Below are 15,008 nucleotides of genomic sequence, written 5' to 3'. Positions count from 1 at the left end.
ATGCACCGCTGCCGCCGGCCGATCGCAACGCCACGGGGGCGCCTCCATGCGGACGGGCGCGCTCATGCGGATGGCGCATGCTTGAACAGATACGCGTTGGTCCGCTGTAGGATTTGCGCCAACCGCTCCGTACGCGGCCCCAGCGGCGCGATAGCCTCCCCGCTATCGCGCAACAGATCCAGCGCGAACTGGCGTGCTGCCTGCAGCCCCATGAACGACGCGCAGGTCGGCTTCTGCGCCGCCTCGTCCTTGCCGGGGGTCTTGCCCAGCGCCGCGGTATCCGCTGTCACGTCGAGAATGTCGTCGATCACCTGCAGCGCCAGGCCGAAACAAGCGCTGTAATGATCGAGCGCACAGTACAGCGCAGCGTGCGCGGCATCATCCGCGACTGCGCATAGCGCGCCCATGCGAACGGACGCGCGCACTAGCGCTCCGCTCTTCATCCGGTGCATCGCCACGATCCTGTCCAGCTCGACGTGCTTTCCAACCAGCGACAGATCCATGGCCTGCCCGCCTGCGGCACCCTCGGCGGACACCGCCTGCGCCAATTCGCGCACGAGCGCGATACGGTTGTCGCCCGGCGCATCCAGGCTCGCCAGGGTCAGGAAGGCGTGCGCCTGCAGCGCATCGCCGACCAGGATCGCAGTCGCTTCGCCGAACTTGACGTGCACGGTCGGACGGCCGCGGCGAAGCACGTCGTCGTCCATCGCGGGCAGATCGTCGTGAACCAGGGTACAGGCGTGCATCATCTCGATGGCGGCGGCGACGTTTTCGAGCATGTGCGCCGGTGTGTCGGCCAATGCGCCGGCAGCCAGACAGAGCAAGGCGCGGGTACGTTTCCCGCCATGCAAGGTGGCGTAGCGCATCGCCGCCATCAGCTCGGTCTCACCGTCATGTTCGGCGCAGAGAAGACGCGCCAGCTCCAGTTCGACCCGCTTTGCGCCGTCCTGCATCCAGATCTCGGGGAGCAGCAAGCCGGATGCGCCGCGCGCCTGCGTGCCCGATCCGCCGGGCGCGGAATCATCAGTTCTGTCGTCCTGTGGCCTGGAACCGGTCTGCATGTTGTTTTTGTCCTTGACAGGAGACCGCCACGGCGAGCCCCGCCGCCAGGGTGTTGTCGGCGTCGCACCGAGTGCAGCAATGCTGCGCGTCGCCGGCGCCGTTGGCTCGCCACAGGGGCATGCGATGCCAGCTCATGAGAATCCGATGCGGATCGTCATGGACGGATGTGCGGTCGGGTAATAGCGCCGGCCTTTTTCGACGCCGCTTAGCAACCGCGGCCGCACCCCGGCCTCGTGCATGGTCAGCGCCAAGGCGATACAGAACTGCACCAGTTCCAGCCATGCCAGGTGGTAGCCCATGCAGACGTGTGGGCCGGTACCGAACTGCAGCATGTCCACCGGCCGGATCGGCTCGGTGCGTTGCAGCCACCGCGCCAGCCGAAACTGATCAGGCGCCTCGTGCAGCAGCGCCGAGGTGGAGAAATGCAGCAGTGGGATGCACAGATCGGTGCCCGCGGGAATGCGCCGTTGGCCGAGTCTCAATTCACGCAGTGCGCGACGCACTAGGAGCGGCGTCGCCGGATACACGCGCAGCGTCTCGCGGAACATCGCCTCGGCGACCGGACACTGCGCCAGGTCCGCGTGCCGGGTCGGCACCGTGCCCACGCGTTGCGCCTCCTCGACCAGGGTGTCCCACAGCCCAGGCTGCCGCGCCAGCTCGATCACCATCCAGGCCATCGTCGAGGCGGTGGTGTCGTGACCACCAAGCAGCAGCAAGCGGATATTGGCGACCAGGACGTCATCGGAAAGCGCATCGTCGCTGCGATCGAAGGCGCTCACCATGTCGTTGATCAACCCGGTGCGCGAGGCATGTTCGCGCGCGGCGCGGACGAACTCGCGCAACCGCGCATCGATCCAGTCACGGGCGGCGCGGCCGCGCCGCAAGGGCAGTCCGGGCAGGTCGACCGGGGGCGCGACGATCAACTGCAGCAGTTGCTGGTACTTGCGACGCCATCCCGGCAGGTCCTGCGCGGGGATTCCCATGAGACTGAAGATCAGCTTAAGCATCAGATCGCCGGTTTCGCGCAAGATGGTTACGTCGCCGCGGTCGCGCCACCTCTGCACGCGCGCCCGGATGACGGGCGCGAACAGCTCGCCGATGCCGGCCTGGGTCAGCCCCTTGGGCAGAAGCGCCGCCTGGATCGCATCGCGCGCCTGCCGGTGCGCGATGCCGTCCTGGGTAACCAACGTTCCGCCAAACAATTCGGGCGCGATGTCTTCGATCAGCGCCGAGGATACGTCCTTGTGCCGGAGCAGTGCGAGAGCATCCGGATCCAGACTGGTCATCAGGTGTCCGGCAGGGCCGAAATCCAGCCAGAAGTGGCTGCCCAGCCTCCGTTCCGCGCGCCGCAGCAGGCGCGGCAGGTCGCAGACGACGGCGGGAAGATGACCGACCAAGGGGAAAGCGCCGGGCACGACCGGGATGTCGTGCCGTAGCCGATGCCGACGGTTCAGCGGGTTGAGCATCATGTCCATCAGCAGCGCGGCGACGTGTCCGCTTCGGCGGTCTCGCCGGAAGGCCGCGCGGCGCGGCTGTTGCCACCGTCGGCGTACGTCGGCACATGCGCCAGCATGCCGCCGTCGATGCACACGACCTGGCCGGTGATGAACGCAGCATCGTCGGAGAGCAGGAACGCCACCAGCGCAGCCACATCGTCGGGGCGGCCGACGCGCGGCAGGAGGTGGTGCCGCCGCAGATGCCGTTGCGTGCACTCGTCCAACTTGGCGAGGAGACGATCGGTCATGATGAGACCCGGTGCAACCGCGTTGCAGCGGATCTGCGCATGACCGTACTGGGTGGCGAGCGAGGCGGACAGCATGTTCATCGCCGCCTTCGACGCGGCGTAGGACGTCTGCGCGGTGTCACCGCTGAGCCCCTGGCACGACGACGTGTTGACGATCGCGCCACCACCGCGGCCGATCATCCGTGGGATGGCCTGCCGGCAGCAGAGCAACGTGCCGCGCAGATTGGTCGCCATTGTCTGATCCCAGACCGCCAGGTCCAGGTCGAGGATCCCGCGGTCGCGCGGAGTCAGATGCACCAGCAGGTCGACCCCACCGAAGTGGCGCTCCGCCGTTTCGAACAGCGCTGCCACCGCGTGCGCATCGGCGATGTCTGTGGCCGAGGCCAGCGCGCGGTCCGCTTCGGATGCAATTTGCGCAGTGCAGGCGATGGCCGCCGAGCCATCAATGTCGGCGACCACCACTCTGCCTCCCTCGCGCGCGATAGCGACGGCGCATGCCTTGCCGATGCCTGCGCCGGTCACCACGGCCACCTTGTCTGCAAACCGTCCCATCGTGTCCTCCTGGATGGCATTGGTCTCTCGCGGCATGGCGCTCGGCCCTCCGCTGGAGAAGGCGCAGGGTCGGCACCGGCGCGCTCGCCATCGCCAGCGTCGCTTTCGATGACCCGAATGGCGGCGACCGGGCACTGGCTCGCCGCGAGCCTCACGGCGGCGTGCAGCGCCTGCGGGACCGTCGCCACGCACACTTCGGCCACGCCGTCTGGTTCGCGCTGGCGAAAGGTGCCCGGCAGCGTCAGCACGCACTGCCCGCTGGTTCCGCACAGGTCCTGGTCGACCACGACGCGCATCTCAGCTCCCCCGCGCATGCAGCCGCACCGGCAGCGCGCGGAACGTCCGAAGGAACGCGGAGGGCTCCCGGGTCGGCTGCTCGGCCAAGGCCAGCGTGGGGAAGCGCGCCTGGATTCGCGGCAGGCTCTCGGCTAACTGCACCCGGACCAGTTGCGCACCGAGGCAGAAGTGAATGCCGTGGCCGAAGCTCAGCATGATCTTCCCGTCGGTCGACATGCCAGGACTGGTACCGTAGAACCGCGCGGGATCGAAGCGGTCGGGATCGGCGAAGGCGTCGGGGTCGCGATTGCCGGCCGCGATCAGCATGCGCACGTCCGCGCTCTTCGGGATCACCATGCCGCCCAGTTCGATGTCGCGCTGGGCGATACGCGGAATGGAGCTGAACATGACGGGCGCGTCGCAGCGCAGGACTTCTTCGACGAATGCCTTCACCCCCACGGCGTCTTTGTGTAGCCAGTGCCGCTGTTCGGGATACGCGAGCATCGCCAGGACCGCATGGTCGATGGTCGCAGCAGTGGTGGCGAAGCTGCCCAGCAGCATGCCCCACAGCATGCTGATCAACTCCGCATCCGACAGCATGTCGGCATCATCGTCATGTGCGCCGACCAGCATCGACACGATGTCGTGGCGCGGGTCGGTGCGCTTACGCTGTATGAGGCAGCCGAAGTAGGTCTGCACCCTGGCGCTGGCCGCGTCCGCCGCGGTGAGCTGGGGATCGCTGGCATGCGGGCGCAGGCCTTCCAGAATGGCGCCGATGCCGGCGGCGAGCCCGAACATGTCGTCATGGGGCATGCCAAACAGTTCGGCGAAGACCAGCATGGGCAACGCCAGTGCGAATTCCCGATGCAGGTCCACCGCCTCCCCGCGCTCCAGCGCGGGCGCCATGCCGTCCAGGCGCGCGGCGACGATGCGCGCGATGCCTGGCCGCAGGTTGTCGATCTGGCCCATGGTGAAATCGCGCGAGATCAGCCGGCGCAGACGCGTATGCGTCGGTGGGTCCTTCATCGCCAGCGAGGACGCCAGCAGATTGAGCGACAGGCTGGTCGCCGCACGCGGGAAATAGCGCGCCAGTTCGTCCGGCGCCGGAGCCCGAAACGCATCGCCCGTGGCCTTGAGCGCCCAATAGATGTCGGCGTGGCGGCTCAACAGAAAGAGGCCCGACGCCGCGCGATGCACCGGATCGTGCTCGCGCAACCAGCGCATGAACGGATACGGGTCGTGCATGCACGCTGGCGACGCTAGTTCAGCGAATGCGTCCCCGCATGTTGCCGTGGTTTCTTGCACGTCCATCCTGGTTACCTGTTGGCTGGCTGATCGGCGCGCGCCATGCGCGCCGGCAAATTGCGGAGAAGATCGCGATTCCCGGGGGCGTCCACCACATCACCAGAGCACCGGCAACTCCTCGAATCCGCCAGGATGATCTCCTTGCGCAACTTCAGTTCTTCAGGCGCCACGGTCAGACGGAGCGCGGAAAAGCGCTGGAAGATCGAACCGAACACCGCCTTGAGCTCCAGCTTGACCAGCGCCAGCGCCGTGTCCGTCCCGAAGACCATCGCACTGCGATTGGTGATGATGCGTGAACAGAGCAAATCGCGTGCCGAAGTGAATTCGCAGGCCCAGCAGGCACTCCGTAGCGGCGCGTAGTGTCAGGTTTCTGGCGTTGAGTCTCAATACCGACAATCGGCGCAGCAAGTGCCGACAAAGGCCCGCTCTCGCACTGAATGTGCGGGGCAGCCCTTGCGCGACATTTCAAGCATCCGGATTGGCTGCAGCAGGTGTGGTTCGCCGGAAACCACTCCGATGTCAGCGGTAGCTATCCGGAAAACGAAGCCCGCCTCTTTGACATCTCGTTGGGTTGGATGGCGCATGCGGCCGAGAACTTTACCGACGGCAAGACGCCCGACGGCTTCGGCATCGAGGTCGACGATAGATTCCTGACGCTGGATCCGGATCCGCTTGGTCCGTAGCACGACGAGTGCGAACCCGGTCGCTTGCGGGGGCAAGTCAAGTGGACGGAAGGGTTCCGTCAAGTGCAGAGCTAGGCTGTCCTTCATCCGGCGGCACTTGAGCGCTTCGCCGCGAAGTGGGGCGTGCAGCAAATACTAGGAATAGGGTGCCTATACGTCAAACACCCTCATGGTCTAGCGCGCGCTGGCGCTACGCGCATTGTGTTCCTTGTAATGCCGATCATCTTTGGCGCGCTTGCAAGTTGGGAAATCTTAAAAGGCGACAACAAGTACGAATACCTCACGGCCACCACGGCGCTGGTCGCCGGCATCGTGCCGGCGGTTTACGCGGCGTTGAAGCTGGATGAGCATCTGCCGACGGCCGTGCGGCTAGCTGGTGAATACAAGAACCTGGAGACCTTTTCGGGGACCTCGCCGCAATAGGCCCTCACAAGCCATCCGACGTGTTCGAGGCCGAATACAAGGAAACCCGGACTCGATTAGAATGCCAAGAACGAGGCGTTTACTCCACCCGAGTGGTGCTTCAAGCGCGCGTCTTTCACCATCTGGTGGCGCCAATTCGCCGGCGAAGCCAGGATGCGCACTCATAACACAGCCCCCTGCGCTCCAGCATGGCTCGAGTGGGTCGCGGCGCGTTCATGACCAGGATCCGAGAGGAGAGAGCGAACGGATTCGGCTCGATCACCTCGATTGAGTCGATTTGCAACGCGCCGATGGCGACGCATGCTGCTTCCACGCAGGATGGTTCGGCTACGGCTCCTCAGGCAAATCAATCCAAATATCCGCGGGACCTTCCAGGAGCGTATCCTGATCGGGAACGTAGATGCTATCAAAGACCCTGAGGCCATGAGCCATTGCCGCACCAATGATTATGAAAGGGAGCTTGACCTGCTCCAGATCTTCGAAGCTATCAGCGTCTACGATCCGAACGAAATCGAGTTTAAACTGTCGGAATGTGATCAGAGGTGCGGCTGATGCTATCAGATCCTTGATGCAGGACGTCCCTTTAGCGATCTCTTTCCTCAAATGGTTCAGTGCCATGAAGAGGCACGAAAGCTCATCGAGCTCAGAGCGGCTAAAGCGTCGTAGCCGCGACGAAATCGGGACTCCGTTCCTATATCTCACCGTCGGCACAAATCGTATTTCGCAGTCAAGAAGCAGGTCTGCGACGGCGCGCTTTACCAAGATCGCCTGACCGATATCTTTCAAGCCAAAATAGCTGCGAGTGGGGCGTGCATAGCAGATCCAGCGGATGGAACCGGTAACAGCTTCCTTCAAGTGTTCCTCGGGCCCGTCCAGACGCAGATCATAGTCGTCTTGCGTTAGAAACGTTCGATAGCCCGCCGGAAACATCTCGGCATCGCTGGACGAAAGCACGGCGGTTGCTCCCGCGCGTAGCGCAAGCCCAATGTCGTCGTCCAGATTGAACTCGTAGCTAACACCGGGTTCAAATTGGCTCTTGTTCGGGTAGACCGTGACGATTGCAACGTCATTCTCAATTGCCGCCCTTCTGATGAGTTCTGCATGGCCGCGGTGCAGAGCGCCCAAAGTGTGCACCGTGCCAATCGTCTGGCCTGTTCTCGCGACCTCCCGGAGGAAGGCCCTGCCTGCTGAAAGGGAATCTAGATGCATGTGACTTGATCCAGTTCTTCTGAACACAAGGACGGCCTTGTCCCATCGCTCAGACTACGGAAGACTTGGCCTGAGCGCCGCATCGACCGCGCACGGTCAGCTAACATCGACGAGAGTTTCATGTCTCACCTCACAAAAGGGCTCGGTCCCAATCGACCCAGTCTGCCTGACATTGTATTTCCCAGGTCTTCATTTCGCGCCCTCTGAAACAATCAGGTCGATCCAGCTCGACCACGTCTCATCAACGACGACAACTCAGCCAGATAGGTTTCCGGCTCGCGCGGCGGACCATCCTTCAGAGCGGTCTGTAGTCCCGGACATCTATCTGCAAAGAACGGCGGCTCGAATGTGGTTATCGTTGCGCCCGCAAAATCGACCTTTACGAAGCTTGCCTGAAAGGGGGATATTCCACTCAAGTTCGCGTCGCGCAAGGAAGATTGATTCATGCGAATGTATGCCAGGCGCGCAGCCTCGAGGTTACTGCCGGTCATTCCCGCAGCGAGATATGCCTGCACTAGATTGGATCCTTCGAGATTTGCGCGATCCAATGCCATTGATTGCGGGGGGTCACCGGTAAGTATCGACCTGTAGAGGTAAGCCTGAGATAGGTCTGCATTCTCAAGATCGCAGTCGCGCATAAACGCACAGCGGCCACGAAAGCCCACAAACTTGGCGGCTCGCATGGTGCTTTCTATTATCGAAATGCTTTCGCCTGATGCCCGGGACAGGTCCGCTCCATCGAGCTGGCAGGAACGAATAGATGCACCGTTCAACACGGCACCGACGAGGTTCGCGTCGGACAAGTTTACGGACAGGAGCCGTGCATCGGTCAATTCTGCCTGTTCAAGCTCCATCCTGGAAAGATTTGACAGATGCAGATCAGCAAATGGGGCGCTCAGTGCTCTCGCCGTAATCCGGCCGCTCACCTTTGAGAGTCTCAGATACGGAAGATGAGCGCCTTCCAGGACAAGGCCGTCGACCGACGTGGGACGCACGATCGATAAGCAGTCACCCTTTGACTGAAAAAAAGAGCAAGCCGCAAGATACGTCTTCGTGATCGTGACCTGGCTCAATTTGGCAAAGCGAAAAGAAGCGGAAGAAAGGAAGCACTCATTAATAGTCGAGCCTTGCAGTTCCGCCCCATCGAATACAGCGTAACTCGCGTCGCATTGATAGGCGAGAAGTCCACTGAGCATCGCGTTATCAAAACGCGTTCTTTTCATGCTGCAACCGTGAAACAGACTGCCGGTCGCATCAACTACATTGCGCAGACTGGCATCATCGAAGTTGCAGACTTGTGCTGCAATCGCGTGCATATACGCACAATCGAGCTTGGCGCCACGGAAGCTTGCTCTCTCTAGCCCGGGACAGATAAGGTTCGCCCCTGAAAGGTCTGCCCGATCTAACGTTGCTCCGTAGAGTTGCGCGCGATTGAGGGTGCAGCGCCGCAACGGGAAATCGGATAGGTCGAGACCACTGAAGTTCTCGGAGGATAGCTGCAGGCCAATCCCCGTTCTTCTGATAGCCTCCTCAGTTCGCCTCGCAACGGCCGCCACTGCGCGCGGCCGATCAGAAGCTCGGCTCCAGTATCGAACAAATTCTCCATCGGATGAAACGTTTTTTATCGGCCCGGCCCAGTTCTCTGATTCTTCATTTGCGCTGCACTCGATGTTAGCGTCGATCGTTTGCGACATGTCGACGATTCCATATTGCCCGGATTGCGAGTCGGCTTCTCGTTGTGAAGCTCTTGTCACTCGGCAAGTGCGGGTAAGCTTAAGCGATTGTCACACCGGGGGTCTGCCAAACCGCGAATCGATGGGTCGATGACGCAGCAATTGTGCGGCGGGCCTTCGCAGCCGCGGTGGTGCGCGCGTCGACAGAATGTACCATGGCCCCTCCACCACTGCTTGTTGCGATGATCCACCGGGCCCGCCAACGTCAACGACGCAAGCTCAACGACTATGCAAATATGCCCAAAGACGCGATTTGGCTTGATACGGCTCTCTCCCGGCAAATGCATCCGTCAACCGAATGCGCGAAGTTCTCGTTCTTGCTTCTTTCTCAAAATGAAGCCACGGCTTGGGGCCGAAAGTGATCGCTTATGTAGCGCCGTACTCGGAATTACCTGAGCAATGACCGTGCCACCCGATCAGCTGTAATAAGGGGCTGAATAAATGCGATGAAATCGAGATCATCGGATCGACGCCAAGTGTTTTGAACCCGACAAAAGCCGTCTCTTGTCGGGGATCGCACCAGGTTCGCAAGGATATCGAAAAACCAAGTTCCGAGCTCGCTCGCGAGACGCGCGATGGCCGAGAAGGGGCACATAGTCAAGGGATTCGGCACGTTCCAACCGTCGATTCGCGAACAGGGAGTGTACGAGCGCGACTGGCCAGCTCCGTGCGCCGGCCGACCCACCGCGTACCACACACTGTGCCGGCGGAGCGATGAACGAGCCCGCAATCGTGATCAAACTGGCGCGCAAAATGGTAATACTTCGGCGATCGAAGATCGGCTATTTATGATCCAGAAAGTCGAATTCGGCAGCATTCACGCGATGCCTCTTTCGAGAATCGTTGACGAACGACTTATCTCAGGACCGCGCACAAGACGGGGCATGGCGGCGATAAGGCTCCTAGTATATTCAGATAGTGGATTGAGAAATATCTCTTCAGTATCGCCACAGTCGACAATTCTCCCCTGGCGCATCACGATGACGCGATCGCTGATATGACGAACAACGCCGAGATCATGGGAGATGAAGAGATAACTTATGCCGAGGTGAGCCTTCAGATCGCCGAGCAAGTCCAGGACTTGGGCCTGGATCGAGACGTCTAGCGCCGAAACCGGCTCATCGCAGACGATCACGGCAGGATTTGGTGCAATCGCGCGGGCGATCGCGACGCGCTGGCGCTGACCGCCCGAGAGCTCGATCGGTCGCCGGTCGAGCAGGCTCTGGGATAATCCGACTAGATCGAGCAGCTCGATGACGCGCTCCTGACGCTTGGTCGACGTCTCGACGTTGCTCGAAAGGCTGTCGGATAAGATGCCGCCGACCGTCCAACGTGGATCAAACGAGCCAAGCGGATCCTGATAAATGATCGATATCGACCGTCGGCGAGCCCGCCGTTCACGTTCGGCAAGCTTGGTCCAAGCCTTTCCTTCAAACTGAACGGCGCCCTCGTCGGGTTCCTCGAGGGCCAGGACCATGCGCGCCATCGTGGACTTTCCCGACCCGGACTCACCCACGATGCCCAATGTCTCGCCGGATCGCAATTCGAAGGAGACACCGTCGACGGCCGCCCGTAAAGCGCCATCCGGGCCGCTGAACCGCTTCACGAGGCTTGTGGCTTCGAGCACGATGGGACGAGATCTCGGCAGCAATTGCACGGGTGGGTGCGTTCGTCCGCCAATGGTCGATGGTGAGAGGCGTGAGCCGCGCGGCCGGCCTGATGGCACGGCATCCAGCAGCTGACGAGTATAGGAATGTCGTGGATCTGCAAATATCTGAGCGGCGGTACCGCGTTCGACGACCTCGCCTTGACGCATAACGAGGACCTCATCCGCCACGCGGGAGACCACCGCCAGATCATGACTGATCAGGATCAGAGCTTTACCCCGGGTTTTGGTTTCCTCAAGCAGTGCCAGCACCTGAGCTTGCGCTGTCACGTCTAGAGCGGTGGTCGGCTCATCGGCGATGAGGACGCGTGGCTCGAGCGCAAGTGCTCCAGCGATGAGAGCCCGTTGGCGCTGACCGCCGGACAATTGATGCGGCAGTTGCTGAACCTTGATCTCGGGCTCAGGGATGCCGACGAGCTTGAGGAGAGCAATCACGCGCTGTGCGAGTTCCTGGCGTGATGATACGGCACCATGCAGGCGTAAGCCCTCGCCAATCTCTTTGCCGATCCGGCGAAGCGGGTCCAACGAAACGAGTGCATCCTGTAGTACGAAGCCAATCCCGCTGCCGCGAATGCGCCGCCAGCCACGATCGTTAAGGCCGATCAGGTCCGTCCCATCGAAGCTCAGTTGGCGTGCATGGACCCTGGCGTGGCGACCGGCTAGGCCTATGAGAGCCCGCGCGGTCACGCTCTTTCCTGAGCCGGACTCACCGACGATCGCGAGGCACCGCCCCGGTTGTAAGGAGAAAGATACATTGCGCACGACCACTTTCGTGGCGATGTCGCGCCCGAAGGAGACACGCAGCGAATCGACCGTGAGGAGGTCTGCCTGCTGCGAGACCGGCCTGGGAGGAGCCTGCAACATTCAAGCCTTTCCTTCCAGACGGTCCTGCAGGTGGCCTCCGACAATGGTGAGGCTAAGGGCAAAGATCGTCACGGCCAGTCCGGGTATGACCTCAAGCCACCAGGAATAGATCACATAGTTGCGCCCGGCATTGAGCAGCGCGCCCCATTCAGGGGCCGGGGGAGCAACGCCAAGACCTAGAAAGGCTAGCCCCGACGCCCAGATAATCGCCTGACCGACGCCGATTGTCATCATAGCTGTCAGGGGGTTCATCGTGTTCGGAAGAATATGCCTCCAGGCGATACGGGGAAACGGATGTCCGAGCGCCTTGGCTGCCTCCACGTACCCGGTACCCTTGATAGAAAGCATCTGGCCCCTGATCATGCGCGCATAGCCTGGCGCCGTGGCGATTCCGACGGCTATGACCTCAGTCAGCACCGACGGCCCAAAGACCGTGACGAACACCAGGGCGAGCAAGAGCGTGGGAATTGCGAAGAGCACGTCGAAAATCCGGGTGAGAATGCTGTCGACCACGCCAGCGAAAAGTGCGGCTGCGACGCCGAGAATGAGTGCAACGGATATGCTCAGCGCGGTCGCACCAAGTCCGATGGCAAGCGATTGGCCAGCCCCCTCCAGCACACGGGAGTAGAGATCCCGGCCCAATTGATCTGTACCCAACCAATGGACGGTCGAAGGCGACTGCAATGACGAGCTCAAATCGATAGCGAGTGGGTCGTGCGTCTGCAGCACCTTTGGCGCGATGGCCGCGAGGACAAAGAAGCCAATGATGGCAAGCGAGGCAGCAACCCGGAAGGGAACATTGCAGATGAATTCCAAGACTTCTCTGAGCGGCTGAGACACCGTGACTTCCGCGAACCTGCTCATGTCAGCTTCATCCTCGGATCGAGCATCCGGTAAGCTAGATCGACAATCACACTAAGAAGAACGAATAGGCCCGCCGAGATCAAAACAGCTCCCGAGACAATCGGAACGTCCCGCGAGGACGTCGCTGCGACGAGAACTCCACCCAGGCCTTGGCGGGCGAAAACGATCTCTATCAAGATCGCCCCCGACAGAAGCTTGCCAAGAGCCCAACCTGACAACGTAATGCCGGGCAATGCGGCATGACGCAGGACATGGTGAAGTCTGACGCCGAAATCACTCATACCTCGAGCTCGCGCGGACGTAACGAAGGGCTGCTCGAGCACGCGCGTGAACTCGTTCAGAACGACTTGTCCGAAAAAGCCCGACAGTTCGAGAGCCAGCGCAAGGGTTGGGAGAACGAGTCCCATGGCAGTACTTTCCCCAACAACGGGAAAGATCCGCAAGTTCACCGCAAAGACGACGAGCAGAATTGTAGCTAGCCAGTAAGGCGGTACGGTTGCCAGGAAGATTTGCGCGCCGCTGAGCAGCTTCGACCATATGTTGTCTCTGCCGGCGATCAACAGGGTGGCCAAGACGGCAATAGCCCATGCCGTCAGCAGCGCGGCGATCGCCAGAACAATAGTCGGACCAATCTGCTCTGCGATGATTCCTACGACGGGTCGATGCTGCTGGTATGATTCACCAAGATCTCCGTGCAGGATTCGCCATATGTAATTCGCATACTGAACCACGAGCGGTTGATCAAATCCATATTGCGCATTGACAGCTGCGAGCTCTGCCGGAGGCGCCGGCCCAACGTTACCACTCCGTACATTGATGATGATCTGCGCGCGATCGCCTGGCAGCAAACACTGCGTGAGGAACGCAAACGTTGCTGCAGCCCACACGACAACCACGCCGGAGAGTATGCGGCGCGCGAACCAAACAAGCGGATTTTGGGCTACGAGCTTCACGGCCTCATTTCCTTTCATCAAAATGAGCGTCATAGAAGACGGGCTCGCCCACCGACCCGTGGTCCAGCCATACGTCTTTCAGATTGGGGCTGGTGGCCAAAGTCACGTCCAGCACCGTGAAGCCAATCACAGGAGCCTCATCCACGATCTTCCGTTCCGCCTGCTGATAAAGACCGGCACGTTCAGCGCTGCTAAAATTCTGCTCCGCCCTTTGGATCACCCCCCAAAGCGCCGAATCCTGGAAGCGCGACGGATTGAATCGATTGGGTTCACCATTCTGGTCCGGCTTCCATGAAATCCGGAAGATCTCGGCGCCGGGTGCAACCCAATAGAGCAGCACGATTTCATAATCGTCGGGGCCGAGATTTCGTCCGGCAAAGAAATCAGCGGGATTAGTGGGTTGAAGACGTACGTCAAAACCGGCCACCCTTGCCTGCTGCTGGATTACTTGCAAGGCTTGCTCGCCATCGGGCTTCAGAAAAGCGTTCGAATAGGAAATGCGCACCGTCAGTGAATTGCCGTTCTTGACACGGATGCCGTTACGGTTGCGCTCAGTCCAACCCGCCCGATCAAGCAGCTGATTGGCTTGCCGAATATCGTACGTATACGCCCGCCCGAGCTCGTGCAGGTATTCCGGCGAGCTTTGACTTAGCGCACCGTTGCCTTCAAATGGCAAAGAGCCAAGAAAGGATGTGTCAACCGCGGCCTTTCGATCAGTAGAATAAGCGAAAGCCTTGCGGACGAGCACGTCGTCAAAAGGAGGCCTGGCCGCATACAACGCAAGGCGTAGAGGAGTGCCGCCGGTAATATGCCGCAATATTCCAAAGCGGGAATTAGCGTCTTTCCATGCAATGGCCGGGATATCGTATATGGCATCGGTCTCGCCTGTGATCAGCGAGCCGTATCGGACAGTCTGATCTGGCAGAAACTTCCAGCTTATTCCGTCAACGTAAGCCGGGCCCTGGTGTTTCGCGGTGGCCGGCGCCGAATTGTAGTCAGGATTGCGGCGGAAGGTGACTTCCCGCCCATGGCGCCACTTGTCGACGATGAAAGGACCCGAGCCGACCGGATTCTCGCAATTCACCGCAAGTCCACGTTTGAGCGCGGATGGCGACAGAATGCCTTGTGAGGATTGGGCGAACACATTGAGCAAGGGCTGGAACGGCGTCTTCAAGGTTACCTGCAGCCTCTGAGGAGCGATTGCCTTTGCCGATTCGAAGCTGTCGCTAAGATAGGGAGCAGCAGTGGGATTGCGAAGATCGGGGTCATTGCTGAGCCACCCGTTGATATTGTCAGCGATGGCCTGCGCATCGAGAGCAGTCCCGTCCGTGAACTTCACATTCGGCTTTATCTCGAATGTGTACACCTTTTTGTCGTCGGAGATGGTCCAGGACTCGGCCAACCATGGCGCAATCTTGCCGTCGTCGCTGCGAGCAACCAGATTGTCGCTGTATTGGCGTTGCAGGTACCATTGCTGCACCCACCCGCCGAACAGGCAGGCAGGCTCTTGAAAATGCCCATAACGGATAACGCCTCCCCGCTTCACGGCTACCCCTTCTTGAGCACGAACGCTGGGTGCCCATTGAGACAGGCCTGAGAGCACGGCAAGGGTAACCGCCATCTTTCTTGCTAGATGGCTCGACTGGCCAGTGAAGCGCCTCGTGGGTCGCGCAG

General features: G+C 60.9%; 12 protein-coding genes and 2 pseudogenes. 2 read left to right on the top strand and 12 right to left on the bottom strand.

Features of this window, described 5'->3' with window-relative positions:
* Positions 1-62: 62 nt before the first annotated feature.
* From XI02_RS10825 to XI02_RS10800, 6 genes and pseudogenes are all read right to left on the bottom strand, one after another.
* The gene (locus XI02_RS10825; RefSeq protein WP_168858885.1) at positions 63-1,061 is read right to left on the bottom strand and encodes a polyprenyl synthetase family protein; all 999 of its coding nucleotides are present in this window, start codon (positions 1,059-1,061) and stop codon (positions 63-65) included.
* A gap of 132 nt (positions 1,062-1,193) precedes the next feature.
* Positions 1,194-2,537, bottom strand: coding sequence for a cytochrome P450 (locus tag XI02_RS10820; protein WP_168858886.1), 1,344 nt, complete (start codon positions 2,535-2,537; stop codon positions 1,194-1,196).
* Positions 2,537-3,358, bottom strand: a complete 822-nt coding sequence (locus XI02_RS10815; RefSeq protein ID WP_075969281.1) for an SDR family oxidoreductase — start codon at positions 3,356-3,358, stop codon at positions 2,537-2,539. The genes XI02_RS10820 and XI02_RS10815 overlap by 1 nt, the downstream gene beginning before the upstream one ends.
* A gap of 7 nt (positions 3,359-3,365) precedes the next feature.
* Positions 3,366-3,654 (bottom strand): annotated as a pseudogene (locus XI02_RS10810) (ferredoxin); the annotation flags it as partial.
* 1 nt (position 3,655) lies between these two features.
* On the bottom strand, positions 3,656-4,945 hold the full coding sequence (locus XI02_RS10805; RefSeq protein WP_075969279.1) for a cytochrome P450: 1,290 nt from the start codon (positions 4,943-4,945) through the stop codon (positions 3,656-3,658).
* A gap of 90 nt (positions 4,946-5,035) precedes the next feature.
* Positions 5,036-5,181, bottom strand: a pseudogene (locus XI02_RS10800) (cytochrome); the annotation flags it as partial.
* Positions 5,182-5,430: 249 nt separating this feature from the next.
* Between XI02_RS10800 and XI02_RS10795 the strand changes: the two are divergent.
* A complete protein-coding gene (locus tag XI02_RS10795; RefSeq protein WP_240537164.1) occupies positions 5,431-5,622 on the top strand; it encodes a phospholipase effector Tle1 domain-containing protein in 192 nt (63 codons plus the stop codon).
* Between the two features lie 213 nt (positions 5,623-5,835).
* Complete coding sequence (locus XI02_RS10790; RefSeq protein ID WP_097671449.1) at positions 5,836-6,045, top strand: hypothetical protein; 210 nt, start codon at positions 5,836-5,838, stop codon at positions 6,043-6,045.
* Between the two features lie 327 nt (positions 6,046-6,372).
* Here XI02_RS10790 and XI02_RS10785 read toward each other — a convergent pair whose 3' ends face one another.
* The 6 genes from XI02_RS10785 to XI02_RS10760 all read right to left on the bottom strand — a co-directional run bounded on the left by XI02_RS10785 (position 6,373) and on the right by XI02_RS10760 (position 14,955).
* Positions 6,373-7,254: a pantoate--beta-alanine ligase gene (locus XI02_RS10785; RefSeq protein WP_129964856.1), complete on the bottom strand. Its 882-nt coding sequence runs from the start codon at positions 7,252-7,254 to the stop codon at positions 6,373-6,375.
* A gap of 212 nt (positions 7,255-7,466) precedes the next feature.
* Positions 7,467-8,948 (bottom strand): pentapeptide repeat-containing protein, encoded by a 1,482-nt coding sequence (locus XI02_RS10780; protein WP_026192339.1) that lies wholly within the window; start codon positions 8,946-8,948, stop codon positions 7,467-7,469.
* An 856-nt stretch (positions 8,949-9,804) separates the two neighbouring features.
* On the bottom strand, positions 9,805-11,517 hold the full coding sequence (locus XI02_RS10775; RefSeq protein ID WP_018270008.1) for an ABC transporter ATP-binding protein: 1,713 nt from the start codon (positions 11,515-11,517) through the stop codon (positions 9,805-9,807).
* Positions 11,518-12,381 carry an ABC transporter permease gene (locus XI02_RS10770; protein ID WP_016846349.1) on the bottom strand — a complete coding sequence of 288 codons (864 nt, stop codon included), beginning with the start codon at positions 12,379-12,381 and terminating at the stop codon, positions 11,518-11,520. It lies immediately after the preceding gene.
* Positions 12,378-13,367: an ABC transporter permease gene (locus tag XI02_RS10765; protein WP_233475796.1), complete on the bottom strand. Its 990-nt coding sequence runs from the start codon at positions 13,365-13,367 to the stop codon at positions 12,378-12,380. The genes XI02_RS10770 and XI02_RS10765 overlap by 4 nt, the downstream gene beginning before the upstream one ends.
* Positions 13,339-14,955 (bottom strand): ABC transporter substrate-binding protein, encoded by a 1,617-nt coding sequence (locus tag XI02_RS10760; protein WP_233475797.1) that lies wholly within the window; start codon positions 14,953-14,955, stop codon positions 13,339-13,341. The genes XI02_RS10765 and XI02_RS10760 overlap by 29 nt, the downstream gene beginning before the upstream one ends.
* Between the last annotated feature and the right edge of the window lie 53 nt (positions 14,956-15,008).

Origin of the sequence: Bradyrhizobium sp. CCBAU 21365 (genome assembly GCF_015291305.1) — a bacterium.
Taxonomy (GTDB): Bacteria; Pseudomonadota; Alphaproteobacteria; order Rhizobiales; family Xanthobacteraceae; genus Bradyrhizobium; species Bradyrhizobium elkanii.
Note: the sequence above shows the minus strand (reverse complement) of the source record. Positions and strands in the feature narration are given on the sequence as shown.

Bases quoted from the DNA above. Each gene is read 5' to 3' on its own strand.
- XI02_RS10825 (WP_168858885.1), bottom strand. From the start codon at position 1,061: ATGCAGACCGGTTCCAGGCCACAGGACGACAGAACTGATGATTCCGCG.
- XI02_RS10820 (WP_168858886.1), bottom strand. From the start codon at position 2,537: ATGGACATGATGCTCAACCCGCTGAACCGTCGGCATCGGCTACGGCAC.
- XI02_RS10815 (WP_075969281.1), bottom strand. From the start codon at position 3,358: ATGGGACGGTTTGCAGACAAGGTGGCCGTGGTGACCGGCGCAGGCATC.
- XI02_RS10805 (WP_075969279.1), bottom strand. From the start codon at position 4,945: ATGGACGTGCAAGAAACCACGGCAACATGCGGGGACGCATTCGCTGAA.
- XI02_RS10790 (WP_097671449.1), top strand. From the start codon at position 5,836: ATGCCGATCATCTTTGGCGCGCTTGCAAGTTGGGAAATCTTAAAAGGC.
- XI02_RS10785 (WP_129964856.1), bottom strand. From the start codon at position 7,254: ATGCATCTAGATTCCCTTTCAGCAGGCAGGGCCTTCCTCCGGGAGGTC.
- XI02_RS10780 (WP_026192339.1), bottom strand. From the start codon at position 8,948: ATGTCGCAAACGATCGACGCTAACATCGAGTGCAGCGCAAATGAAGAA.
- XI02_RS10775 (WP_018270008.1), bottom strand. From the start codon at position 11,517: ATGTTGCAGGCTCCTCCCAGGCCGGTCTCGCAGCAGGCAGACCTCCTC.
- XI02_RS10770 (WP_016846349.1), bottom strand. From the start codon at position 12,381: ATGAGCAGGTTCGCGGAAGTCACGGTGTCTCAGCCGCTCAGAGAAGTC.
- XI02_RS10765 (WP_233475796.1), bottom strand. From the start codon at position 13,367: ATGACGCTCATTTTGATGAAAGGAAATGAGGCCGTGAAGCTCGTAGCC.
- XI02_RS10760 (WP_233475797.1), bottom strand. From the start codon at position 14,955: ATGGCGGTTACCCTTGCCGTGCTCTCAGGCCTGTCTCAATGGGCACCC.